This window comes from Sphingobacterium sp. DR205 (genome assembly GCF_011064245.1).
Lineage (GTDB): Bacteria > Bacteroidota > Bacteroidia > Sphingobacteriales > Sphingobacteriaceae > Sphingobacterium > Sphingobacterium athyrii.
Genome location: NZ_CP049333.1, coordinates 5,385,593 through 5,409,325 on the forward strand (window position 1 = coordinate 5,385,593; position 23,733 = coordinate 5,409,325).

32 protein-coding genes are annotated in these 23,733 nt (G+C 38.7%); 7 read left to right on the forward strand and 25 right to left on the reverse strand.

Features of this window, described 5'->3' with window-relative positions; genetic code table 11:
- Positions 1-76 precede the first annotated feature (76 nt).
- Complete coding sequence (locus tag G6053_RS23055) at positions 77-523, reverse strand: nuclear transport factor 2 family protein (protein WP_165308659.1); 447 nt, start codon at positions 521-523, stop codon at positions 77-79.
- A gap of 264 nt (positions 524-787) precedes the next feature.
- Here G6053_RS23055 and G6053_RS23060 point away from each other — a divergent pair, with 264 nt between their 5' ends.
- Complete coding sequence (locus tag G6053_RS23060) at positions 788-1,561, forward strand: aminoglycoside 6-adenylyltransferase (RefSeq protein ID WP_165308660.1); 774 nt, start codon at positions 788-790, stop codon at positions 1,559-1,561.
- Positions 1,562-2,190: 629 nt separating this feature from the next.
- Here G6053_RS23060 and G6053_RS23065 read toward each other — a convergent pair.
- Positions 2,191-2,751 carry a dihydrofolate reductase family protein gene (locus G6053_RS23065; protein WP_165308661.1) on the reverse strand — a complete coding sequence of 187 codons (561 nt, stop codon included), beginning with the start codon at positions 2,749-2,751 and terminating at the stop codon, positions 2,191-2,193.
- Positions 2,752-3,628: 877 nt separating this feature from the next.
- Here G6053_RS23065 and G6053_RS23070 point away from each other — a divergent pair.
- Complete coding sequence (locus G6053_RS23070; RefSeq protein WP_165308662.1) at positions 3,629-3,817, forward strand: hypothetical protein; 189 nt, start codon at positions 3,629-3,631, stop codon at positions 3,815-3,817.
- Between the two features lie 99 nt (positions 3,818-3,916).
- Here the strand turns inward: G6053_RS23070 and G6053_RS23075 are convergent, their stop codons facing one another.
- The 3 genes from G6053_RS23075 to G6053_RS23085 all read right to left on the reverse strand — a co-directional run bounded on the left by G6053_RS23075 (position 3,917) and on the right by G6053_RS23085 (position 7,169).
- On the reverse strand, positions 3,917-4,852 hold the full coding sequence (locus G6053_RS23075; RefSeq protein ID WP_165308663.1) for a hypothetical protein: 936 nt from the start codon (positions 4,850-4,852) through the stop codon (positions 3,917-3,919).
- 95 nt (positions 4,853-4,947) lie between these two features.
- Positions 4,948-6,105, reverse strand: coding sequence for a TlpA disulfide reductase family protein (locus G6053_RS23080; RefSeq protein WP_165308664.1), 1,158 nt, complete (start codon positions 6,103-6,105; stop codon positions 4,948-4,950).
- Between the two features lie 614 nt (positions 6,106-6,719).
- A complete protein-coding gene (locus tag G6053_RS23085) occupies positions 6,720-7,169 on the reverse strand; it encodes a nuclear transport factor 2 family protein (protein ID WP_165308665.1) in 450 nt (149 codons plus the stop codon).
- 498 nt (positions 7,170-7,667) lie between these two features.
- On the opposite strand from G6053_RS23085, the gene G6053_RS23090 reads away from it, so the two are divergent.
- Positions 7,668-8,141 (forward strand): hypothetical protein, encoded by a 474-nt coding sequence (locus tag G6053_RS23090; RefSeq protein WP_165308666.1) that lies wholly within the window; start codon positions 7,668-7,670, stop codon positions 8,139-8,141.
- 519 nt (positions 8,142-8,660) lie between these two features.
- Here G6053_RS23090 and G6053_RS23095 read toward each other — a convergent pair.
- From G6053_RS23095 to G6053_RS23170, 16 genes are all read right to left on the reverse strand, one after another.
- The gene (locus G6053_RS23095; protein WP_165308667.1) at positions 8,661-9,416 is read right to left on the reverse strand and encodes an SDR family oxidoreductase; all 756 of its coding nucleotides are present in this window, start codon (positions 9,414-9,416) and stop codon (positions 8,661-8,663) included.
- A gap of 344 nt (positions 9,417-9,760) precedes the next feature.
- Positions 9,761-10,222, reverse strand: coding sequence for a DoxX family protein (locus G6053_RS23100; protein WP_165308668.1), 462 nt, complete (start codon positions 10,220-10,222; stop codon positions 9,761-9,763).
- A gap of 152 nt (positions 10,223-10,374) precedes the next feature.
- Positions 10,375-11,037, reverse strand: coding sequence for a hypothetical protein (locus G6053_RS23105; protein WP_206531806.1), 663 nt, complete (start codon positions 11,035-11,037; stop codon positions 10,375-10,377).
- An 80-nt stretch (positions 11,038-11,117) separates the two neighbouring features.
- On the reverse strand, positions 11,118-12,011 hold the full coding sequence (locus tag G6053_RS23110) for an AraC family transcriptional regulator (protein ID WP_165308669.1): 894 nt from the start codon (positions 12,009-12,011) through the stop codon (positions 11,118-11,120).
- A 170-nt stretch (positions 12,012-12,181) separates the two neighbouring features.
- Positions 12,182-13,171 carry an MBL fold metallo-hydrolase gene (locus G6053_RS23115; protein ID WP_165308670.1) on the reverse strand — a complete coding sequence of 330 codons (990 nt, stop codon included), beginning with the start codon at positions 13,169-13,171 and terminating at the stop codon, positions 12,182-12,184.
- A gap of 129 nt (positions 13,172-13,300) precedes the next feature.
- A complete protein-coding gene (locus G6053_RS23120; RefSeq protein WP_165308671.1) occupies positions 13,301-14,035 on the reverse strand; it encodes a hypothetical protein in 735 nt (244 codons plus the stop codon).
- 13 nt (positions 14,036-14,048) lie between these two features.
- Positions 14,049-15,065 carry a bestrophin family ion channel gene (locus G6053_RS23125; RefSeq protein ID WP_165308672.1) on the reverse strand — a complete coding sequence of 339 codons (1,017 nt, stop codon included), beginning with the start codon at positions 15,063-15,065 and terminating at the stop codon, positions 14,049-14,051.
- A gap of 4 nt (positions 15,066-15,069) precedes the next feature.
- Complete coding sequence (locus G6053_RS23130) at positions 15,070-15,735, reverse strand: potassium channel family protein (RefSeq protein WP_165308673.1); 666 nt, start codon at positions 15,733-15,735, stop codon at positions 15,070-15,072.
- A gap of 28 nt (positions 15,736-15,763) precedes the next feature.
- On the reverse strand, positions 15,764-16,213 hold the full coding sequence (locus tag G6053_RS23135) for a hypothetical protein (protein WP_241254816.1): 450 nt from the start codon (positions 16,211-16,213) through the stop codon (positions 15,764-15,766).
- Positions 16,210-16,566 (reverse strand): DoxX family protein, encoded by a 357-nt coding sequence (locus tag G6053_RS23140; protein WP_165308674.1) that lies wholly within the window; start codon positions 16,564-16,566, stop codon positions 16,210-16,212. The genes G6053_RS23135 and G6053_RS23140 overlap by 4 nt, the downstream gene beginning before the upstream one ends.
- An 11-nt stretch (positions 16,567-16,577) precedes the next feature.
- Positions 16,578-16,937, reverse strand: coding sequence for a hypothetical protein (locus G6053_RS23145; protein ID WP_165308675.1), 360 nt, complete (start codon positions 16,935-16,937; stop codon positions 16,578-16,580).
- Positions 16,938-16,954: 17 nt separating this feature from the next.
- Positions 16,955-17,107: a hypothetical protein gene (locus G6053_RS23150; RefSeq protein ID WP_165308676.1), complete on the reverse strand. Its 153-nt coding sequence runs from the start codon at positions 17,105-17,107 to the stop codon at positions 16,955-16,957.
- Between the two features lie 2 nt (positions 17,108-17,109).
- Positions 17,110-17,304 (reverse strand): hypothetical protein, encoded by a 195-nt coding sequence (locus tag G6053_RS23155; protein WP_206531807.1) that lies wholly within the window; start codon positions 17,302-17,304, stop codon positions 17,110-17,112.
- Positions 17,305-17,481: 177 nt separating this feature from the next.
- Positions 17,482-18,234: a type 1 glutamine amidotransferase domain-containing protein gene (locus tag G6053_RS23160; RefSeq protein WP_165308677.1), complete on the reverse strand. Its 753-nt coding sequence runs from the start codon at positions 18,232-18,234 to the stop codon at positions 17,482-17,484.
- Between the two features lie 60 nt (positions 18,235-18,294).
- Positions 18,295-19,050 carry an SDR family oxidoreductase gene (locus G6053_RS23165; RefSeq protein WP_165308678.1) on the reverse strand — a complete coding sequence of 252 codons (756 nt, stop codon included), beginning with the start codon at positions 19,048-19,050 and terminating at the stop codon, positions 18,295-18,297.
- Between the two features lie 72 nt (positions 19,051-19,122).
- Positions 19,123-19,680 carry a TetR/AcrR family transcriptional regulator gene (locus tag G6053_RS23170; protein ID WP_165308679.1) on the reverse strand — a complete coding sequence of 186 codons (558 nt, stop codon included), beginning with the start codon at positions 19,678-19,680 and terminating at the stop codon, positions 19,123-19,125.
- Between the two features lie 252 nt (positions 19,681-19,932).
- On the opposite strand from G6053_RS23170, the gene G6053_RS23175 reads away from it, so the two are divergent.
- Both G6053_RS23175 and G6053_RS23180 read left to right on the forward strand, forming a co-directional pair.
- Complete coding sequence (locus G6053_RS23175; protein WP_346774528.1) at positions 19,933-20,298, forward strand: ABC transporter permease; 366 nt, start codon at positions 19,933-19,935, stop codon at positions 20,296-20,298.
- Positions 20,298-20,495 carry a hypothetical protein gene (locus tag G6053_RS23180; RefSeq protein ID WP_165308681.1) on the forward strand — a complete coding sequence of 66 codons (198 nt, stop codon included), beginning with the start codon at positions 20,298-20,300 and terminating at the stop codon, positions 20,493-20,495. Before G6053_RS23175 ends, G6053_RS23180 begins: the two co-directional genes overlap by 1 nt.
- A 407-nt stretch (positions 20,496-20,902) precedes the next feature.
- On the opposite strand, the gene G6053_RS23185 is transcribed toward G6053_RS23180, so the two are convergent.
- The 4 genes from G6053_RS23185 to G6053_RS23200 all read right to left on the reverse strand — a co-directional run bounded on the left by G6053_RS23185 (position 20,903) and on the right by G6053_RS23200 (position 22,801).
- Positions 20,903-21,073 carry a hypothetical protein gene (locus tag G6053_RS23185; protein WP_165308682.1) on the reverse strand — a complete coding sequence of 57 codons (171 nt, stop codon included), beginning with the start codon at positions 21,071-21,073 and terminating at the stop codon, positions 20,903-20,905.
- The gene (locus G6053_RS23190; protein WP_165308683.1) at positions 21,060-21,260 is read right to left on the reverse strand and encodes a hypothetical protein; all 201 of its coding nucleotides are present in this window, start codon (positions 21,258-21,260) and stop codon (positions 21,060-21,062) included. Before G6053_RS23190 ends, G6053_RS23185 begins: the two co-directional genes overlap by 14 nt.
- Before the next feature lie 193 nt (positions 21,261-21,453).
- Complete coding sequence (locus G6053_RS23195; RefSeq protein ID WP_165308684.1) at positions 21,454-21,858, reverse strand: DUF5675 family protein; 405 nt, start codon at positions 21,856-21,858, stop codon at positions 21,454-21,456.
- Between the two features lie 184 nt (positions 21,859-22,042).
- Positions 22,043-22,801 carry a hypothetical protein gene (locus G6053_RS23200; protein WP_165308685.1) on the reverse strand — a complete coding sequence of 253 codons (759 nt, stop codon included), beginning with the start codon at positions 22,799-22,801 and terminating at the stop codon, positions 22,043-22,045.
- Here G6053_RS23200 and G6053_RS23205 point away from each other — a divergent pair.
- Positions 22,800-23,018, forward strand: a complete 219-nt coding sequence (locus tag G6053_RS23205; RefSeq protein ID WP_165308686.1) for a hypothetical protein — start codon at positions 22,800-22,802, stop codon at positions 23,016-23,018. The genes G6053_RS23200 and G6053_RS23205 overlap by 2 nt on opposite strands.
- A 183-nt stretch (positions 23,019-23,201) precedes the next feature.
- Complete coding sequence (locus tag G6053_RS23210; protein ID WP_165308687.1) at positions 23,202-23,639, forward strand: hypothetical protein; 438 nt, start codon at positions 23,202-23,204, stop codon at positions 23,637-23,639.
- The last annotated feature ends 94 nt before the right edge of the window (positions 23,640-23,733 follow it).

The window sequence follows — 23,733 nt, forward strand, 5'->3', positions numbered from 1 at the left end:
CGTTTGCGCAATAAAAATAAAAGCCACATCTTTCGGTATGGCTTTACAACATTTATATATTTACTTGAGATGGCTCTTATTTATACGAATTGATTGATTTGGATACCTTCCAGCTATTGCCTTCGCGTACGAGAGTCAAAAGGTCAGTCTTGGTGAAGTTTTCGAACTTCATGGTCACCTTAGCCACCATATAGTCGGCTGACTCTTCGATAATATTGGTACTTACGGCACAGTTCAGGTGCTCACCTTTTTGCTTTTTCAAGGATTTGATCACCGCAACACGGCTATAAGATTGTGCATTGGAAGCCTGGATCTTTTGGCTGAAATCTTCAGCAAATAATTGCTCTACGCCAGCTGATTCGCCTTGGCTTGTGATCGCCACATAATGCTCCAGCGCAAAATCTGCTGTGGAAAGGTTTACTGTTGCTTTTTCCGTCTTTGGTGCTGTCTTATCAGCTGCCATAGCGAAAGTGGATACTGCGATCAAGGCTGCTGCTGCGAATGTTTTTACGAATGAGTTCATAATGTCTTTATTTTATCGTGTTAGTTTATCTGTTCTTATTTGTTGACTCAAAACTACGGCACAACACGCTCCTAGCCTATGGGCTTTAGATTAATGAGCAGGAAAACTCGGTAAATAGCGGGAATGGGGAGGTGAATTCCAAAACTGTAAGGTAATTGGATATCAAACCCGACGAACTATCAAAAATATTAACAAAGACCCGAAAATAAAACGTTAGTATCACAGACAAAAAAGCGTTATATTGCTATTTCAAAATAGGTTCTTATGCAGAAAGAATTTGCAAAAAATGTCATTCATATCCTAAAAAATGACCCGACTATTGTCGGACTGGCAGGAGCTGGATCGTGGGTCACCAATGAAATCGATCAGTGGTCAGACCTGGACTTGGTAATAGTCACCAAAGATAATCTGAACGCAGACAAATCGCTGATGGTCGAGTATGCTAGCCGTTTCGGAAACCTGCTATCGGCTTTTACAGGTGAACATGTTGGTGAAAAAAGATTATTAATCTGTCTGTATGACGAACCGCTTTTACACGTTGATATCAAATTTGTCACACTTGATGAGTTTTGCGACAGAATTGAAGATCCGGTCATCTTATTAGATAACGACGAAGCGTTGCAAAAGATAATTAGCACGACTAAAGCAGAATTTCCTACTCCTGACTACCAATGGATCGAGGACAGATTTTGGACATGGCTGCATTATGGGCTAACAAAAATTGGAAGGGGTGAATATTTTGAAGCACTTGATTTTATGGCGTATTTACGTATGGTAATATTCGGTCCTCTTCTTCATATCAAAAATAAAAATCTTCCCAGAGGTGTACGCAGAGTAGAGACAACATTGGCACATGATGACTTTAAATCTTTGGAAAGTACATTATCCTTTAACAATAAAGAATCCCTACTGAATGCGCTCTCTAATGCGGTACAACTTTACAAAACCTTACGTCAAGATTTATTCAACGACAAAATTTCTTACAATAAAGCAGAGGATTCTGTTCTCAGATATATGAAAGATCTACGTAAATGTTAAAATAATGAACCGGCCTTTTTTAATTCGCTAAGGAATGGAAAAAGTAAGATTGAATGGACGGCAAAAAAACTGGTGGAAAACAGTTCTATTTGATAAAAATATGCTTCAATAAAACTATTTCAAATCAGCTGCTGTTCTTACTATACAAAATGCCTATTAGTTGTCTTTCGAGACAAAGGATCAACATAAAATTGGCGTCGTACAGTGAGAATCCAGTATGCTAAAAACGTTGGATGAGGAAACGATAAGAAACATAAAAATTGCTGTACAACACGACGCTAAGAGAAAGGGTCTGATTAACATCAGGCCCTTTTGATATAAAAAAGCCACGTTTCCCGACCCAGCCTTAATAAAACATGATTCACTGGTGGATTGTCTTCAACCTGTATTAATAATTGTTATCATTGCAATATTATCAACAGATCGTATAAATATTCGTTTGATAAACCTTATTAAATCCTCCGGTGCCAAACGAAACTTAAAAATCAGCACTGAAACATTACGGTCAATTTTGTGATTCAATCTCATCTTCAGCAAATAATTGCTCTACTCCTGCTGATTCACCTCCTGCTGTTACCGCAACATAATGGTCTAGTGCAAAATCTGCTGTTTAAAGGTTAATTTCAAAATTAATTATAGGGACGGTAAGTATGTAAATTACTACCACAAGAATAACGTTTAGTAGTGATTAAATCGAGTTTGATCCTATCTGATATATTGGGAAATAAAGGCTTTCCCGAACCGAGAACAACGGGATACACCATTAATGCATATTCATCTATTAATTTCAACTTTGAGAGCTGAGAAACAATAGTACCGCTTCCGTAAATAAGAATATCGCTTCCTTGCCCGCACTTCAAATACTCAATATCACGCTTATTAACTTCCCTAACAATTTTTGTATTGTTCCATACAGCGTTGGCAAGCGATTTTGAAAATACAATCTTTGGTGTATTGTTCATGAAATTAACAAACGATGGGCGATCAGATGCAGTCAAAGTTTCATCGGACCAGTATTGAGACATTACTTCATAAGTCTCCCTGCCATAAATAACGGTATCCGCTTTATTCTGCCGCTGTTCATAGAAATCCTCAATCTCGTTATCCCAGGGAAACCAATCTGTCTCCCCATGAATACCTGCAATAAAACCATCGATCGATACCCAGTTTAAAACGCTGATTTTTCTCATAATAAGGTTACTTTTTATCTATAATCCTGGATCACAACTATCTCTTCCCCCAAGATCATTTTTGACTAAAATAAAAGTATAGATAAATAACCTTTCAGCGCTTATCATAAGGCAAGAAAACAAAATAATATTTCCGTACTTAAAATCTTTAGCTGCATCCATAATTGATAAGAATATCAGCGGTAATTGCGGGCAAAAAAATCTATGATCTGCCGGTGGTCAATATTGAGTTGATTAGATAAATCAAAATATTTTAACATGGTCAATTATTGCTCACAAAATCTATACGTTTTACGATCAGAAAGCCTTTTCAGATATAATCTCCTTTCGCCATAATAAGTATCAATCCTGTCAATTACCGCGATGGGCGAGTCGATACTTAACCTATTATAAACCGTGTCATTTCGCACGAAATTATGGCTGCTATCGAATACAATAATATCCTGTAAACCAACATTATCACCACAATTTTTCCATGTCGAATTTGTTAAGCTCTTGTAATTGCAAGAACAAAGGAAAAAGCTTGTATTTAAAAGGGCAACGAGAACTTTTAGTTTCATCGTAAAATTACTTTTTGTAATATGTACTACAGCAATAATACCGCATGTAAAGTACATATTTTTTTTTAAACTACTTCAAATCGACTGTTGTTCTTACTGTACAAGAAAGGAATTAGCGGTGGATTGGCCGGTTTATATTACAGGGTGGAAAGTATTCGCGATAAATAGATTGAGGTCGATTGTGATTTCGATTTTATGTTTTAGCGAAAATATAGAATACGAGTGTGCGATGGCTTCCTCGTCCTCAGTATCGAGCTCGGCTGTTTTTAATTTTTGGAGGCCATACAATATCTGATTTTTATTTGCAATTGATTGGTATGAGTCTCGCAAAAGTCCCCATCGGTGATGATGGTCTGTATGTAACAGCTAAATTCCGCTTGGTTATCATTTCAATTGACAATAAAGCGTTTGAACCGTCCAGGAATCTATTTTTTTATCTTTGGGTAATGTGGCAACGCTGGTTGCGGCAGGTGGGTGACATGTTCCATATCCCAAGGATACGTTAATAGTCCGCACAGTTTTTCAATAAGTTTTTCCTGCGCGAACTGGCCACTATGGAGTATAGAGAGGTATGGAAATGCAAATTCGCACTAATTTTCACCTGTTTATTCAAGAATCGTATGAGGAGTCAATGGTACCTTCTGCTTCCAGATTCCCTTTATATTGAATCGATGTCCTGAGTTTTTATTTTTTATTGTAAATGTATAATTACAGATCCGCTCAAGATAGGTAAACTCGCCACGCACAGAAAGGCTTGAATGGGCTCTGAGCAATATCTTTTGACTATTGCCCGGTTTAAGATAGCTTTCAAAGGTCTTGTTTTTAACGTAAGGGACCTTCCCCTGCCAATGGCTAGCGCCGTCTATCAATATCTCATCCATAAAAATACTGACATCTTTTTTATTGTTCCAGTCAAAAGCGCCATAACTGTTGCTCAAGAATTCGGAACTATACCTGACATCTTTAAAGATCTCAAATGTCTCTACATTTTTCTCCTTACCTGAGTCATTTCTTATTACCATCGAACTACATCCCTCGCTGCTAACATATACTTTGCGGCTGCCCTTTACTTCTTCAATTTCTTTATTGATCAGTTCGTATTCTTCACCTCTTGATTGAGTAAAGCTCATTTCATCTTGTCTATCCGTCGATTGGATACCGATCACAAAATTTCGCGGCTGCTCATTGAAGTTTTCCAGCAACGTTAGTTTTAACTCATTGTCGGCTGTCTTCTCCAAAGTTAGCCATCCTTCTTTCATTTGGATTGTGCCTACACTTTCCAATTCTAGCACATTGCCACTAGAATCTCTTAGCAGCTCCCCAGTTAATCCATCCTTAACGTAGGAAATGATCCATTTATCGGCTTTGATAGGTACGACATTATCTGTGAATCCTGTACTTAGGACGATATTCTTAAAATTCAGCGCGACTAATCTCTCCCCTGTTGTATCATCTTGTTTGGAACAGGAAATAAATAAAAGCAGGCAAAATGACAATACCCAGAAAGAGAAAATAGAAAGTGGATTTGAAGATTTTTTCATGTGAATTGATTAAAATAAGTGTGCTAATCGAAAATCTATCCCGTAAGATAAAAAAAACAACATGATCTTCCTTTTTTTTTTGTAACAAAAGAATATCAATCCTTCCGTATGATTGCCCGTATTCTATCGACATCAAGTTTCCCGCCATTTTTATAGTAAACAATCTTTCTATTTCGGTCTAACAATAGCACAGTTGGAACACTAGTGACTCCCAGTGATCCGCTCAGTACCGCTCCTCTATCCAAGCTATGTACCCAATCCATTTTATGTTGCTTTATACTATTGATATGGCTTATCGAATCACGATCTATGGAAATGCTGACGATCTTCAGACTGTCCGTTGAAAATTGCTCAGCTAATGCTTTTATATCGGCAATTTGTTGTACACAAGGGCTACACCAGCTAGCCCAAAAATCAAGTAAGACGAAGTTTTCCTTTTGATTCTTATATAAGATGCTGTCTCCATGGCTATCTTTAAAATGGATCTCTGGCATAGTCATATTCTCTTTTAGGAGCACAGGAGATATATGCTGCTTTAAATCTGTCGCGATCTGTTTCCCCTCGCCGGTCTGTCTGAATTTTTCTGGGAATGTGCTATTGTAATACGCTAAAAGATGCGTAAAATATTCAGAATCACTTTCCATAAAACTTGTAAACCCAAGCACCTGATCTTTAAAATAGTAAAAAGAGAAAAAATCATCGGCGTTAGCGGCTAGAAAATTCATTGATTTTGCATTTATTGCTTTTATAAGACTGACTAGCTCATATTTAACAGAATCGTTAGTGCGTATTTCGTGGCCATGCTTTTTAAAAAAGGGAGTCAACCTGGATAGTTCGACCTCTTGATCCTTTCTCAGATCCCCATAAAATTTATTGGAAATGGTATCAATCACAGTAATATTGATATTTTTATCTGAATAAACCTGCGTATTTTTTTTGTTTGCATCGTAGAAAAGATTCAAAACGGCTACGTTGTCGTCTATAAAGTAATTTTCACAATATTTGCGGTTATAAATGATACCTATTCTGGGATAGGGGGTATTAATTGGCCTATCGATAAGCAAGGTAGAATCTCCCTGATTTGGTTTAAGTTCATCCAATACTATGCCATCATCAAACCTTACAACGAGCTTTTCATTATCAATTCCATGAAGATTTATCTTAACTTTGACCCGATTGTATCCTTGCCCAAAACAGCAAAATCCTGATAGCATAGCAAAAGCTACAAAACATAAGTTTTTATTCGTTAACATATAAATTGTTAAAAGTTAACATACACCTTTTAGAATCTCCGGTCTGCCTTACATAAGATTTTCAACAGACAAGGCCCATCTTCGATTTATGGAACAGCATTATCCAAGAAGAAGACTAACCATTGAGGTTAATCAAATCGTTATCTTATTATGGATTGTATTAGTTTACAATTACAAACAATTGTAGCAAAAAACGGCCGTATTGGTAAAGAAAATAACCATTTTTAACAATTTAGCAATAGAATATATTGTATAAATCATTTTTGGTGTACCGAAGCTCGCCTTGACCACCATATAACCTGCTAACTTTTGAAAGAAACCGATGCTCACCATACAGTTCAGGTACTCAGCTCTTTGCTTTTTTAATGGTTTATTGATTTCAGTGTGTTTGTTAGTCTTCGCATTGACAGACAAGAGCCGCCAATATGCCAACAATGGGCAGTTAAGACCATTTATCTCCTGCTTCGCCAATTTATTATTCAGCCTCTATAGCTGATCTGATCTCGCGCTCCATTATTTTCACATCAAACGGGCCTTCAATAGGCCTTTTGATGTGAAAAGGCGTTATATCATAATACGGCTTACAGCACATACTTTTTGATAACTCTTTTTTGTTAATAGGAATAAACCGAAGTGGAGACCTTCCAACTACCGTCCTCATAGACCAGCGTCACAAGGTCAGTAATGCTAAAGCGCTCAAACTTCAGTATAATTTTTGCAATCATATAATCTGCAGACTTTTCAACGATCTTCGTAATCACCTTACAATTCAGAATTTCTCCCTTTTGTTTTTTTAAGCATTTAATCACAGCGCTGCGTCCGTAAGTCTGTTGACTGGAAGCTTGAATCTTTTGGATGAAATCATCAGCAAACAACTGCTCAACAGCTGCTGACGCACCTTCGGTAGTTACCGCAATGTAGTGGGCGAGTGCAAAATCTGCAGTTGATAGATTTACTGTTGATTTTTCTGATATAAATACTGATTTTTCAGCGCCCACAGCAAAAGTTGATACCGCAACTAGGGCTGTTACTACAAATGTTTTTACGGAAGTATTCATCATCATGGAGTTTATATTGTTAGTTTTTTAATCTTTTCTAATTGTCGCAAGGATATTAATATTGTTGCATCATTTTTCCTTGGAGATGCTGATACAAAACTACAATACAGCAGACCTATCGGCTATAGCTTTTAGACCAACGATCGGAAAAACTCGGTGAATTGTGAAAATGTGCAGGTGAAGTAACAGGTATTAAAAACCCAAAAAACAATTTTTCCAAAAAACTATTTCAGATCAGCTCCTGTTCTTCCTATAGAAACCGCTGACAAGCTACCTTTCATCAGAAAGGTCAACCATAAAAATCGGCGTCGTACAGTGAAAATCCGATAGTATTCAAAGCACATTGGATGACGAAACAAAAAAGAGGAAACGATAGGAAACATAAAAATTACTGTGCAGATAAACGCTAAGAGAAAGGGTCTGATTAACATCAGGCCCTTTTGATGTGAGTCTGGCGACTAAGCTTTTTCAAAAAGAAGACATAATTATTAAAGTAAATGAATTATGAAAGCTCTACTTCTCTTATTCAATATGCTCATAGCCCTATCAACTTTCTATAAAGGCCAAAATGATCAGCGCCAATTAATTGAGCTATTTTATAAAAAAATTTATGATCTGAACATCAGTCCTGAACAAATTGTAAAGGATCATATCATTTATTCAGACACAATTGGCTTCGAACATGCATTAGGCTCGGTAAAGAGTCTGAGACAGCCATTGAGCAATGCTAATGAGCATTTTTCTCTATTAAAAAAGGATATTGAAAATAGAGATTACGTAATTTCACATTTTGATTCATTTGGTGAAAATGAAAAGACCAAATTCCATTATCTAGAGGAGAAAGATCGCACCAATGTATACAGGCTAAGTCCAAAAAATACAATAGAGCAATATATATTAATCAAAGGGAATAAGATTCGCTCCTTTTTTGGGGTTCAAAAAACTGGGGCATCTGGTTATACCTTTATTATATATTAATAGCATCTCCATTAACAGCAACCGCTAGAAAAAATCGCTATTTATTTTATCTTGATATTCCCCATTGGATCCCAACCAGTGCATATGATTACCAAACACAAAAAAGTATTATATTGGCATTTCGAAATAAATTTTTATGCAGAAAATGTCGTTAGGATCTTAAATTTACCAATACTCGGCACTATCGTTTCCCGGCCGGGAATATGATGGCGGATCACTGGCTGAAAACGATTGCTCAAGCTGTTCATCTATTTTCCACTCGCGTTCTTCAACTTGTGATTCTTCATTCGTCGTGTTGTCTCTTTCTTCTTTAGGGTCATTTGTTTTTATCCGGATTATTCATAGGCTGTTTATTGTGGTAATTATTTTCAACTGGAACAAGTCCGTGAAAGGTTTGGTTTAATAGACTGCAAATATTTTTGTTTAAAAAAGGTTTAAGCATGTAAGCTTATGATGCAAAAAGCCACCTCAAAGAGGCGGCTATTACTTGTTAAGAATTTATAGTCCTATTTTTTTCCATTATCGCGTCGTGTACCCGCCATTTGCAAAAATGGTCTGCCCCGTCACCCACCAGCCATCAGTTACCAAAAATTCTACCAGAGGAGCAATATCCTTAATATCTGTTAGTCCTCCCAACGCGGAGGCTGATTTGTGATAAGCGACTGCATCATCTGTTTCCTGACCATAGAAAAACGGAGTGTCCATCGGTCCCGGAGCAACGGCAGTCACCGAAATACCTCTACCTCCAAATTCCTTGGAGGCTGATCTTGTAAAATGCTCAACTGGGGCCTTAGCACCTGCATAAGTTGAATAAAACCCTGTATATGCTGCAAGTAAAGAAGTGACAATTGTATTTATTTTTCCATTATCATTTAATCTCTTGCCCGCTTCCTGAATGAAGAAATAGGCCACTTTGGCATTAATGTCACTCATACTATCGTATTCTTCCTCAGTCGTTTCGGCAAAAGGCTTTTTCAAAACCTTTCCTACTGTATTAATAGCAATATCAACACCGCCAAACCTCTCAATTGCTGCATCAAATAGTTTAGTAATATTCTTTACATTAGTCAAATCTGCTTGGAATATAAATGCTTCTCCGCCTGCACTGTTAATATCTGCCAATGTATTCTCGGCGTCTGATTTCGTACTATCGCTATTGTAATGAACAACGATTTTGGCACCTTTTGCTGCCAAATTACGGCTTAATAAGCCGCCTAAGTTTTTCGCGCCTCCCGCAATTAAGACTACTTTTCCATTTAAATCGTTTCTTGCCATTTTTCTTTTTATTTTAATGTTTTAAAATTGATATTACAAAGATCTTCATCCCATTTGTAGATTTTATGGTGAACTTTTCGGAACTTTAATTGACCTCTCCCAAAAAAAACTGGATTATTTTAAAAGTAGAGAATTCGGACTTCCACGCTGTTGATAAACCAATTTTTCAAAAATAGATTCATTTGCAGGGATGGTGATGTGCCAGTAAACGCATCAACATCTTCAAATGGAATAAACCGTGTTTGCAATTTTACTAATTGTGTCAGTGTTTCATAATCTGGCTTGGCAATATTTTGAAATTGAATCTTTTCAAAATATGATTGTATGTTCAAGTCTATATTACTTTATTTTGATATTAAAGATATTTTTCGAAAAATATATGTGTCCATTGAATATTTGCCCCCGCCTTCCACAATTAAAGCGACTGCTATTCCTATGGCTAATAAATCAAACTGGCAGCCTTCCCCTTTTTGGTTTCCAAACCAGTTCATAAAAAAACCATTTTCAAAATGTGTTGTAAACATGATACCTAACAATAAACCTACGTAAGCAATTGCCCAGAATCGTGTAACCAGTCCCAACAAGAGGCAAACAGCCCCACAAAATTCTATCATAATGACCGCGAATGCTATAATTGCCGGAAGATGCAGCTGCTCGGTAAAGACTTTTATCGTCCCGGTAAATCCTGCACCACCATACAATCCTACTGTTTTTTGCAGGCCGTGTGGCAGAAAAATGAGGCCCAATGTACACCGTAATATTAATCCGGTGAATGTGCTGTAAGTTTTAAAAATTATGTGTTTCATTATTTTGAATATTTAATTGTGACCCTATTGAAATTGTATCCCGGTTTATAGCAGCATCTGAAACAATTGATAATCCGCCCCCCTATGCTTCAACTGATGACCATATTTCGCTGGGAATAATAATGCAGATGTTTTTTGCTTACCGATCATTTTTAATTGAAGACGTTGGAAGCTATAAAAATTCCGTAATTCTCTTTGCTTGTTTTCTCTGGTCCGTATGTATCCCAATTGACTCCTAAACCAAAACGAAAATCTTTATAACTCAATCCTGCCCTGAGCATCAGATAGCTTCTTGCATGATCTCCATTTTTCACCGTTGCACAATACAGGCCTTGCACCCGGGTGTAAATATTCCAGTGCTGATTCAATTGCGGCTTATATTCCAGCATAGCAAATCCTTCCCAATTACTATTTTTAGACAAATCAATCCTTGGCATCAGGGAAAACATAAGTGTTCGGGAGGAATAAGTATATGAAACCGCCGTATTCGGACGCAAACCGGAATTGGGTGTATAATGTGTTCCTACTAAAATCTTAAGCCCCTTGGCAAACTGATAAGTGAGATGAATCTGATTCATCATATCTCTGGAATAGGTCTCCCTCCATTTCGAGGAAAAATTGGTAACACTGAAAAATCCGAATTTAGGAAAGTCACGAAATGTTTTATTAACTGTCATTTGTGCCGCATATCCACTTGTTCCCGGTAAAATTTCGAACACAACAGGCGGGTTTTTCACTTCCCGAACAGCATTTTCCTGCGCGAAAATTTTGAAGGAAAAAAGAAATAATACATTAATTAAAAATATCCTGTCCATTGATTTTTTGTTCTTAACTTTTATGACAGTACAAATTTCTTCAGATCCTAATCATAATTGTAGAACAAAAAAATCAAAGACTAGGATAAATCAATCTTTTTTCGATACTCGCTAGGCTGAAGGTTAGTATGTTTTTTGAAAAACCGGGAAAAATAGGAAACATCTTCAAATCCCAGGACGAATGCAGTCTCAGAAACCGTATGGTTGGGTAATGACAAAAGTGCCTTTGCCTCCATGGTTAGTGCTTCGTTTATAATAGCTGATGCCGTTTTCCCTGTTACAGATCTTGCACATTTATTTAAATGATTGGGTGTGATATTGAGCATTTCTGCATACACCTGTATTTTGTGGGTCTCTTGAATATTATCAGTAATTAATCTCCTAAAGCGTTGTATTAATGCTTCCTTCGGAGAAAATACAGGCGACGGTAGCGTTTGGATGAAATTGGCAATTTCATGCAGGACGGTATTTAAATAGGATTTTAATAGACTACCTCCCATATCTTTTTCATAAAGTAAAAAGAGCTGCTGTAGCAAATATTGAATTCGATTTTCAGCCTCCTTATCAAAACTGAAAATAGGGTTATAGATCAGTTCAATATAATTATAAATTTCTTTTAACTTTTTTTGAGACGAAAGATCACTGATGAAATCATCTGAAAAATGACCGTAAAAGCCTTCAATATTTCCTGTTTTTTTTAAGATCGTCCGGATCTTATAAGCAGGCAAAAGCATCAACATTCCAGACTTTAATATGAATACATCCGAGCAGACCATTTTTGACAACTCACCCTTTGTTATGAAAACAAAATCGTTCACTGTCTTACGATGAGGAACGGAAGGTAGAATTGCCGTTTCATTTAAAGAAGTAAGGGATTCAATCACAAAATCGCTGAAAATACCTTTGGTAGCCAGTCGGTCGACATTGATTATTTTTTTAAAATTGTCCGGTTTAAACTCTTCAATTCTATCCAATTTGGTGCTTTTTATCTTTGCTATACTAAAATAGCAATTTTATAATGCAATGAATGGTAACGCTATGTAATGCATTTGCTTTTAAATCAGAAATGATAAATATATTGCATATCATCTCGCTGTTATGGAGTTTTTTAGCTTCAGATATTGGCTAGCTGTAGATGAACTACTTAAGATATAGTTATCTTCTCTCCAATTTGCATCCAGATTATATTGGTAAGTGCTTCAGGGTGTTTTTCCCTTAGTATTTTTTCAGGATAATAAATGGGTTCATCACTAAGGTCAAATGTTCCATAATGCATAGGCATCCAGTACTTTGCTTTTAAGTCTTTGAATGCTTTAAACGCATCTGATGGCCCTGTATGTGCTGAGTGCATAAACCATTGAGGCTCATAAGCTCCAATTCCTATCAATGCCAAGTCTATATTGTAGTCATACCCAATATCACTGAAATGATCCCCATAGCCGCTGTCTCCTGCAAAGTAAATATTCTTTTGGGCTACCTTATCCTGTATCATAAACGAACCCCACAGGTTTAGGTTTGTGTCGGTAATCCATCGTCTTGACCAATGCTGGCTTGGTAAATAGTCAATAGCAAGGTTTTCTTTCGTTTTATATCGTTGATACCATCCTGCTTCCTGAATTTCATTTTTTAGGCCCCAACCTTTTAAAATTTTTCCGATTTCTAACCCTGTTAAAATAATGGCTCCAGGATTATACTTGCACAACTGAATAACACTATTTTTATCAATATGATCGCGATGATTATGTGACAGTAAAAGGTAATCAACATTAACTAACTCATTTATCTGAAACGGCACTTCTGTATATCGTTTCATAAAAAGGTTAGGAGCAATAACAGGGTCAATTAGTATCCGGATATTATTTAAATCAATAATAAAGCAGGCGTGGCCTATAGGAATAATTCCATTTCTACTTTTATCTATAATATTGCTTATAGGTTTCCAACTTAAGGGTGATGCTTGTCCTTTTTTAAATTTTGTAAGTGGCCTGGTGCTGGACATCCAACGCCACAGATCACCAAACCCCTTAATATCATCGCCATACAAGTTAGTATACAAGCCGTCACTATTTAACGTATTGCCTTTCCAATCAGGCTTTACAAATTCTAATTCACTATTAAACAATTTCAATGGCATAATTTATCATAAAAATAGAGAACATTTTTAAGGATACTTAATCAATAATAATGCTCTTTTTATTCTGCCTACTTATTTACATCAAAAAAGCAACACACGCAGTTGATATTTTTGGATGATAGTTTTTAATTATTCATAATATTCGGTCATCAGACTTTTTCTTTCACCCGATTCAAGGTTGATGTATTCAAACTTTTTGTATTGACAGAATGATCCCATATCTTTATCGCCATTAATAAAAATGCCGCCTACAAGGATTACGTATTTGCAAGGATAGCTGGTTTCTTTTACCAATACTTCAATGCGTTCATCTATAGCTTCATACATTACTTCAGTTGCCTCAAATAGCTGATTCTCTGCATTCAGTATCCTTTCTTTGCTGTGCAGGAAAATCTGTTCAATAGTATTCATCTGAAAATCCAGTGATGTTACATTTCCCTCAATAATCTGACCCGCAGAAAGTTTTCCCAAAGCACCTTTAGCTGCACCACAGCAGGCGGAATTACTACGCTGCCCTATCCTGCTTATCTCGCCTATATTTCCATCTTTGGTAATCCCAATGTGCGGTGCATAAAATATGACAACCGCTCCGTCTTCCGGAACGTGATGTGCAAAGGCATTCATTCCTGTAATACCTGCAAAGGGAAAGCCGTCAAGCCCACCCATGTGAAATGGGCCAAGCATTTCATAAGCTCTGGGTGGATATTGTATCGCATTGACATCATCACAGCACATACTGTCCGCGTGCATTAACTGATTAGGTTTTAATTCCAGATGTGTTTCAATCGTGTCCAACAACCGATTGACGGTATCAATAGACGTTAACGCCTTCGGATACCATTTTCTTACAGATGCTATACTCATATTTTTTTATTTTTTACATGACAATATTATTAACGGGCTGTATGGCAGGTGGAAGCTCTTTCTCACCCAACATCTCACGTAGATCAATTTCGATATTCCTGCTGATCTGGGTAATAGGAATATCATTGGCATTGCCTTCAAATGGATTTTCCGTACTCTCCCCTATCTGTTCTAAAACCAAAAATACCCAGCCTAAAAGCACACTAAACGGAATGGTAAGCCATACTATATTGTCTCCAAATTTTTCGATCATTTTTGAAAACTCCCCTAAAAACCCTAGAGGAAGCAAAAAACACAAAGCATTCGTGAAATAAAGGTTGATACTTGAAAACTGCCTTGGATAAGGAAAATTTTTGATCCTTTCACATTTTCCCTGCTGATCATACAATTCTTTGAACTGATTTTCCAGTGCCGTATAATTGTAATCTGAAATTTTACCATCTTCGTTCAGTTTTCTCAACTGGGCAGACTGTAGGGCAATGATCTGCGTCGCTCTATTCTTGGTAGAAAACACATACTGTAGTTCAGTATCACTTAAATAAGCTTTGAGTTCATCTTCAATTTTCCCCTCCCATTCAGGGACTTTATAATATTGTAGATATTCTCTATTGTAGCTTTTTGTCTTTACATGTTCCCAGCTTTTTGTTTCCTTGAGTTGAAATCGTAATGCTGTAAGCCAGGCAAAATGACGGTAAATAACCTGCTGATGTAAAGCGGACTCCTCTACCTTATCATCCGTTCTAATAAAATCTTTTACCAAAATACCGAAACTACGGCTGTTATTGATGATAGCCCCATAGACCTGACGGGCTTCCCAGCTACGGTTATATGTTTGGGTATTTTTGAACCCCGAAATAAATGCTGCCGCTGTTCCCAATAATGCAACAGGAACCCAGGGGATAGCAAGCCAGTTCCAGCCTACAAAACAAAACAGCAATGTGGGAATAATACTCAAAACGAGCATTTTATAAATCTTTACCCTTGTCCAGGGAATAAAATGATAAAGTTTATAATGGGAACCTATATTCATATGACTAATTTTTTGATGAAAATTTGCTTATTAAAATTCCGACCAGCACCACGGTATAAAATTGACCGGCTATACCGATAAAAGCTGTAATCAATTTGGTAATATGAGTAGATGGCGTAATATCTCCAAAGCCTATACTGGTGAAAGTGATGGAACAAAAATAGACCAAGTCTATAAAAATACCTGCCGGAGACGTTGTATCAAGTCCTTTAAAGGAACTGCGATCGGAATACTCAAAAGTCTGCAAGAGGAATACTGAAATTTCTATCAATAAAAAATATCCGCATGCAGAAGCAGAAATGATATCACTATTGATATATCCCGGCCTCATTAAGAAACGCAATAATTCTAGAAACAGAAATACAAAAAATATGACATAATTGATATTCAGGAATGTGAAATACCAAGGTACATCTTTAAAAAAAGGAATGCCAATAGGCAGGAGCAGTACGATTATAAAATGAATGTTCCTGAACCAATGTCTCCAGCTGTGCTTGCCTGTAAATATAAAAATGCTTCCCAATCCCAATATCAACATATTTATCGGCCACACGACCCTTGTGTAAAAATGAAGATCGGTCAGAAAAATGCCTATAAAAAGATGCTGAAGTAATGCCAAAAGCAATAATTCGTATTTTCTATTTTGAAGAAAAGCTATCGTGTTATTCATCGAAGCAGAAATAGACTTTAGAATTCAATTACTTAGCCTGCCCAATATCTAATCTGTCAAATTTACCATCCGAATTGATGCTAAACTTAAAATAGGTCTTGAAATCGCCCCAGCTTTCCGTATGAAAGTTTCCGGTAATATCTTTTCCTTCATTTTCTACCTTTCCTATGCTGGTAAATCGTTCACGCCCACAGGCTTCCTTTACAAAATTTTGAAAGTTTCGGGGATTGCCGTCATCGTAAAGTTTTGCATCTGTGGCAAAGTAGGATAAAAAGGTTTTGCTATCGCCCTTTTGCCATGCACCAAAAGCTGCTTTTACAGTTTCGTTTGTCAGTTGGTTCGTGTCCATTTTTTGCTTTTCTTTAGTTGTTGTTTCTGATTTTTGAGTTTTTGATTGTCCACAGGCCGTAAATGACAGACCAACAGCAAGAACAAGACTGATCGGAAGTGTTTTCATCGTTGGAAATTTACTGTTCATAATGACCCGTTTTTAAGTGGATGCTGTAAATAGATAATGATCAGATTCAGCAAGAGAAATGGTAATTCGATGGCTACTCCTTTAAGATCTCTGTCAAAAAGATGAAAACAGATAATCAATAGGATACCCGCTGCCATCAAAAAGTTCCCCCACACAAATGTTTTTGGGAAAATGATCAATAATGCACTTAACATGGTGACTGCTCCAATAGCCATTAAGCCTGTTTTATTGATATTCCATTTACCGAACATGGCTAACATTTCAGGTTTTCCGGAGAACATCGCCCAACCCTGCTTTAAACCCATAAATACTGCAACAAGCATCAATATCGAACTAATAATTCTTAAGATCATATTTTTATTTTCTAATTAGTTTTTTCAATCGCAGCGGCATACAGATTGCCTTTTCCATATATTGATCGTTGTTCTCCTACTTTACTAATTTTTGAATAACCGAGGGCTGTAAACAACTCTTTTAGGTTTGTAAAATCTATCGGATACGGCACCCACTGATTCGCAATTTGAGTATCGTATTCTACAATGATAAACTTCTTATCTGCCGACAGATACTTTTCCAGCCTATGGATCAACAACTGTTTATTTTTTATATAATGTAAAGCATTCGCCATTAAAATTCCATCAAGGTTCGAGAAATCAAAATCAAATATCTCAAAATCCGCTTTTATAAAATCAATGAAAACATTGTCCCCTATATCCTTTGACAAGTTTTGCGATTGAGCATCTATTGCATATATATATGACTTCCTTTTGGCAGTAAGTGTGCCAATGCGCCAGTGAAAGTTCCCCTTCCGCAACCCAGATCTGCCCATAATTGAGGACTGGCACGCTGCGGTATCGCTTTTCCAATCAAATCAATAGCTTCTTGTTGCTCCATATTTATCCAAAAACACTTAAATTTTTCGCAATGTCTTTTCCTTCATAAGGTGGAAACACATCCAGTTCCAGATCCGGATTGCCAATCAACATGGCTTTGGTATTGCTCAAGGCATCAAAGCCTGCTTTTCCATAATATTTTCCCATACCGGCATAACCAACCCTGCCAAATGGCAGGCTGTCTATCCAGCAATGCAAGTTGGTCTGATTGATACAGCCGCCATGCGTAAGTTTTGGAGATATCGGTATAAAAAAACTCCTTTTGTTTATCGAATATTGATTGGTACCTGTTCATAATTTATTGTTTTTTTTGGCATTGTGTCATGATTTCCTAACAGATCTCAACGTTTCCTTTTCTTTCGATTAGAAAGCAGATTAGTCAGATAAAGCTTCAATAACTAATTGGGATGCCAAAAAGCTACTGTGCTGTTGCTGTGCGGTAATCAGTCTGCCATCTCTGATCGCAAATGGCTCTAGCGGGCCAGCCACCTCAAAATTGGTATCTGGATTTTTCCGGGCTTCTGTTTCGATCGTATAATCGTTTACCGTCATTCCGAACATCTGATTGATCATTTCTTCTTCACTGTCGGCAAATCCGGTCCAGGTTTTGCCATCAGCCAAAAGTGTCCCATCGCTTAATTTTGTCCATAGAAGTAAAGATGTGCCATGGCAAATTAAACAGGTAATTTTTCCGGCTTCATAAAAGTCAGCGATGAGCTGGTGTAATTTTACATTGTCCTTAAATGTAATCAGTGGTGCACCTCCGCCAGCTACGCAAATAGCATCGTAATCAGCAACATTTATCGCTGCAATAGGAATGGTGTCCTCCATCCATTTGCCAAATGTCGCGTGATGTACAAAACCGATACTGATCAGGTCATTCGGATAAGCTCCTTTTGGGTTTTCTGGGTTACTATGACCGTCAAAAATAACGCGACCTCCATCTGGAGAAGCAACATCTACATCATAACCTGCATTAATGAAATCGAAAAATGGCCGTGTCATTTCTTCGGCAAAAAATCCAACTTCCATGCCATGGAGCTGTGCAGGATTGGATACCAGACACAAAATCTTCTTTTTAGGGAGATTATGGGTTGGCTGTCTTCTGATGACATTCAGTTCGTTCATAACTATTGTGAATTTAAATTGTAAAAAAGGCGGTCAATCTTTCAACTGCCTTTAAATGTTTTATCTTGTTGTGTATCCACCGTTAGCAAAAATAGTCTGCCCGGTGATCCACCAGCCGTCAGTCACTAAAAATTCAACTAATGGCGCAATATCTTTGATGTCTGTTAACCCGCCCAACGCTGAGGCAGATTTATGGTATGCTACTGCATCCTCCGTTTCCTGGCCATAAAAGAAAGGAGTATCCATAGGACCCGGGGCTACGGCCGTCACAGAAATACCTCTTGATCCGAATTCCTTGGAAGCGGCTCTGGTAAAATGTTCTACTGGAGCTTTTGCTCCGGCATATGTTGAATACAGACCTGTATAAGCGGCCAATAACGAAGTCACTATCGTACAGATTTTACCGTGATCATTAACCTTCTTTCCTGCTTCCTGTAAAAAGAAATAGGCTGATTTGGAGTTGATCCCAAACATCTTGTCGTACTCCTCTTCAGTAGTTTCGGTAAACGGCTTTTTTAATACCATACCGACCGTATTGATAGCAATATCAATACCTCCGAATTTAGCAATCGTTTCATCAAAAAACTTGGTAATATTTTCTACTTTAGTTAAATCACCCTGAAATAAAAATGCTTCGGCTCCTAATCCCTCAACCTCAGCTAATGTTTTTTCACTCTCAGCTTTTGAGCTTTCACTGTTGTAATGTATTGCTAATTTTGCCCCCTTAGCTGCAAAATCTTTGCTTAGTAATCCGCCAAGGTTTTTACCTCCCCCAGCAATTAGTACTACTTTTCCTTTCAAATCATTTTTTGACATAATATCTTTTTTTAAGTTAAAAACGAATTTACAAAAACTGACGGAATATTCCGTCAGTTTTTGTAGGAAAAATTATGCTACACTGATCGAATCCCAAGACATCTGCAGAAACATAGCAAGTGTTGCATCATCAAGGGTCATGTTCTCATCCAGGGCCCACAAAATCCATCCGTTTATTGTACTAAAGGTGAAAAGCCTTAAACGTCTTGCGGTTAATGGCTTAAATAGGTTTTGCTTTAGACCCCTCTCGTACAACTCATCAAACTGTAGAAAATCTTTCATTGCTACCTCGTGAATCTCTCTTGTGAGAATAGGTGATGCTGCAAACTGGTAGGAAAAATGAAACTCCAGGGGATGTTCCAAAAAATACCGGATTACCCTTTCCCAGAGAAAATTGAACTGCTCGCGGATACTACCCTGCAGAATATAATTTTGGAAAACATAGGCAGATTCCTCGGACTTCTGCAGTATCCATATCTGTTGGACGATATCCTCTTTGCTATTGAAGTTTCGATAAACCGTACCTATTCCCACTTTCGCTTCGGCTGCGATCTGAGCGATGGTAACCGCATGAACGCCCTGGGTCACAAAAAGTTTCAGGCCCGCCTTTAATATTTGTATTCTTTTCAAATTAAAATAATTATAACTTCAAAATTAACAAAATAAACCTTGCATGAACCATCAAAACAGATTCTAATTTATCGATCTAGTTAAACTGGCTTACATCTTAATACGGTTTACAAGATCCGGATTGGTAATGTGTCCTGAACTGGGACTTTTGTTAAATATCAATTGGAAAAATCCAATCGCAGCTGTCGGAAAAATGGGCAGGTTTTGCAGTCAGTAACGTAACACACGGGTACGGAAACTATCGGGTGGCGTATCAAGGAAGGAAGGGATTTCTCAAAAGATTACCCAACCGACTCGTCTGGTGTCATTATCAACGAAGCAGCCCGAAAACTTATCGGTTTCGAACACTCTATCGGGGAGATGATCGAATGGAACGGAATGGTGTACCATATTATCGGCGTAATTAAGGATATTGTGTTCGAATCACCGTATAGGGCAGTTACACCCTCCATCTATCATATCCTGGCCGTTACCGTACGCCTGAATCCAGCTAGAAGTATCAATGCGGGACTCGCCGCTGTGGGGAAGGTATTTACGGCTTATAATCCCTCCGAACCTTTCGAATACCAATTCGTCGATGATCAGTACGCCGAGAAGTTCAGCGATGATGTTACGTGATGGCAATTATCGTTTCATCACCCGTTGCCTATTTCTATATGGATAGCTGGCTACAGCATTATCCCTACCGTTCGCCCATCCCGCTCTCGGCATTCGGATTGGCCGGAATTAGTATTTTGGTGATAGCCTTGTTCACAGTAAGCTACCAGATCGTGAAGGCGATATTGGTGAATCCTGCTGCAACGTTGAAACAATAAGGTTCAATTTTTTATTTAAGTGATCAGCTAATAAGCGTATTACGCTAGCTGGACAGCAAATGACGTACCTTAAAAAACATCACAGATACGTCACGGCCCTAAATTTTGAATATTGAGAAATTGTTTATCATTGCTCTGGCAAGCAGGAAACAAAGATTTTTAACCTTGTTGAAGCACGCAGTCCTATAGACTCAAAATCTGTGGATCCTGAGTTCGAGCCTCAGTGGGGGCACTTGCTAAAAAAGCCGTTTTTACTCACGTAAAACGGCTTTTTCATTTTCCTTATGACGATTTTGGAACTTTCTCCCTTCCCGTTTTCAATCCTTCGAAACGGTATGTTTTGCAAAGTTTTTTGTTGAACTTCACGTAAAACCATCACAAATACGTCACATAGGTTTTCTTCTCCCTTACTTTTTTCGCTTAATCCATCTCCCTAGCAACTGGCTTGTTGCGAAACTGACCAGTGTCCCTAAGGCTGCGGTCAAGAGTGTCTGGAGGATATCGCCAAAAGAAACACTCGCCCACAGCGAACATAGCGTACCGCCAATTGCACCTATGCGGATATCATTGATTTTCATCCTTCCCTTCTCCTTCCTTGTCAGTCTCCTCCTTTTCGGGTTCTTTCTTTTCATCAATCACGGATTCAATAATCCCCACACCAATAGAAAGGTATTTTAAAATATCCAGTGCCTTCCCCGGCAATTTCACAGGTGCCAGCAAGATCACTTGTAGCACTCGCCCAATTTTATTGATTATTTTTTTCATTTGTTAATCATTTATTCTTTAACCAAGGTATTATTCATACGTATTTATTTTCAATGGTATTCATGACCTCGTTGCACTCGGTTCATGTTACCTTCGCGGTTTCAGTTTTAATGGAGGCATCATTAAAGTGTCCTGTCTCTTCGAAATAAGTTCATAAGACGCCAATTGGATCTCAAGTTTGATATCCAACAGATTAGCGGATCTGGAGAAACACTTCATCGCCCATATCCCAAAGGCTATATACAAGCGCTTTAAGTTTATTGAGTGCTTTTAAGCTTTCCTCGCCTCTCCCCTCACCTTTTATCGTTGTCACTGGTGCGATACACCCCTGCAGATCCCGCTGGGCATCATTTGCTGCATGGAACATGATAGCCTCGCGGCCCAGCACATTGGTAATAGCAATCTGCTCACCATTTTTGCTGAACTGTTGTTTTTTGAGTCTGTATGTACCTGCCGGAATACAGCTCAGGCGCCGCAGATTGTTCCGGTCCGGCAGCTCGATGGTATGACAGACCTTTTGGTTATTGTAATATAGGGTTCCGTTGGTGCCCAGGGTTCCATAAGTCCGGTGGAGCCTCAAGGTGTGTTTAATTGACATTTTCTTAATGTTTTAAAGTAATCTTTGTTTGAAATAAATATTCATCCGATAGATTGCGGCGATCAGGGAAGCAAAGCACCGTAGACTTTGGGTAATATCCCCGCCATCTACGGTCTTTACACAACGGCGCCACTTTAACGCCGCGCAGTATTATTGACTCGCTTTCTGCCGGCTTTCCCCGTTCCTAAGGCACATAGACCCGTTTAATAGTGAGGGCATTATACTGTCCATTGGCAAGCGGATAATAGGCTCCGTTGACCAGCTGAAAGTATTCCATCCCCACCAGCAGCAAGACAGATCTGGCTGTATCAGCCTCCAGGGTGGCAGTCAGCTGCAGATTCATCGGCGTAGTCTCGCGCAGCAGTACATAGGGCGACCTATTTATCGCAGGCCGCTGGTCACTGTCATCGCCGCCAAATTCCTGTAGCACGATCGTATAGCGCACGTGCGTGGCCCCCTGCAGTTTGGCGATGTTGAGGTGCGGGATCAGCCCCATGCATTCCAGCGTGCCGTCACCGCTCAGGCGGTCGTAAACCAGTGTGATCGGCACCAGTGATATAGCCCCCAGCTTCGTGCGGTCATTGCATTCCATGTCCTGCAGCATCACTAGGTTTTCGGCCTTCAGGACGCGTTCGCCACGGGCGCTTTCCGTATCGCTCTGGATCACTTTTAAAAATCTACTGGCCAGGCGGCTACTGAATTTGTTGTCCGAATTCTGGAACAAAGCATCGCGCAGCAGATCCCGCAGTCGCCTACCATATTGCTGCGCGCGTCCAAATTCGCTGCCATTTTCCCGGGTGCGGGCAAATGCAGGGTCGGAGGCGATCCGGTCGCCCGAGACTCCGGTCTTCATGCGAGCCTGAAAACCGGTTGTTTTTGATTTAAAGAAGGAAAGGTCCCCGACGTTTCCTTCTAATTTGATTAAACTTACTTGTTTTGCCATGACATTATCTGATGTTGACAATACGAAGATGCATAGGGTGCCCAAACGATCGGGAAGAGATGGCAATGGATGGAAAAAATGGCTAAAAAAGGTCGTAAATTACAAAAAAACAGGTACCTTAAAGCTGTTAACATGGCCTCTTGAAGCCATGGAGAGGAATCAGACCAATAGCTGCAGCCCCTGTTCAAACTTGCCGTTAAGTATAGACCAAGCGTAGATAAACCGGTAACACAGATTCGATAAGCGTTGTTGCGCCATGTACCGTTTCGGAATGAACTAAGTGCGTGGTAAGTGCGTTATAAGTGCACCTTTGACGCACTATTGACGCTGTATCTACGCTTAGGCAGTACTTGATCGATGCTCTATCCATACCTGATCCTTCTTTCTATCCCGGTCTGATATGACTTTTGGAGCCTCCAAAAATCAGAACAATGAAAAGAAACAATCGAATGTTGATCTACCCACGGGAGGCCGCTCCCCTGCTGGGCATATCCGCTCGGAGGTGCTTGATTTTATCGGCTCAGATGAGGCGATCTATCATACGCTCAGCACGGGTGACATTTATTTTCAGGCCGAACTGGACAGCATGGCCATTCTGATCCGTCAGCCCGATATTGTCAGCATTGTCCAGCAGCACCCGCGGTTTTCCGAGCAGCTCAACGCCTTTCTCGCCCACCTGCTGTCGGAGCGCACCTTTCGGGGCGGGCTGATCAACATGAGCTCCAAAGAAAAAAAAGAAGCATTCAAGCATCATTATCCATTTGCTGCACATTATTGCCGCATCAAAGATATCTGCTCTTTTTTGGGCATCAACCCCAATACCTATTCGAGTTTATAGCTCCAAAGGAGGGAGATAAAATGAAAAACCTCAGAAATATGAGATTATTTTCTCATAAATATGAAGTCATTTTCTCAGAAATATGAGATCTGAC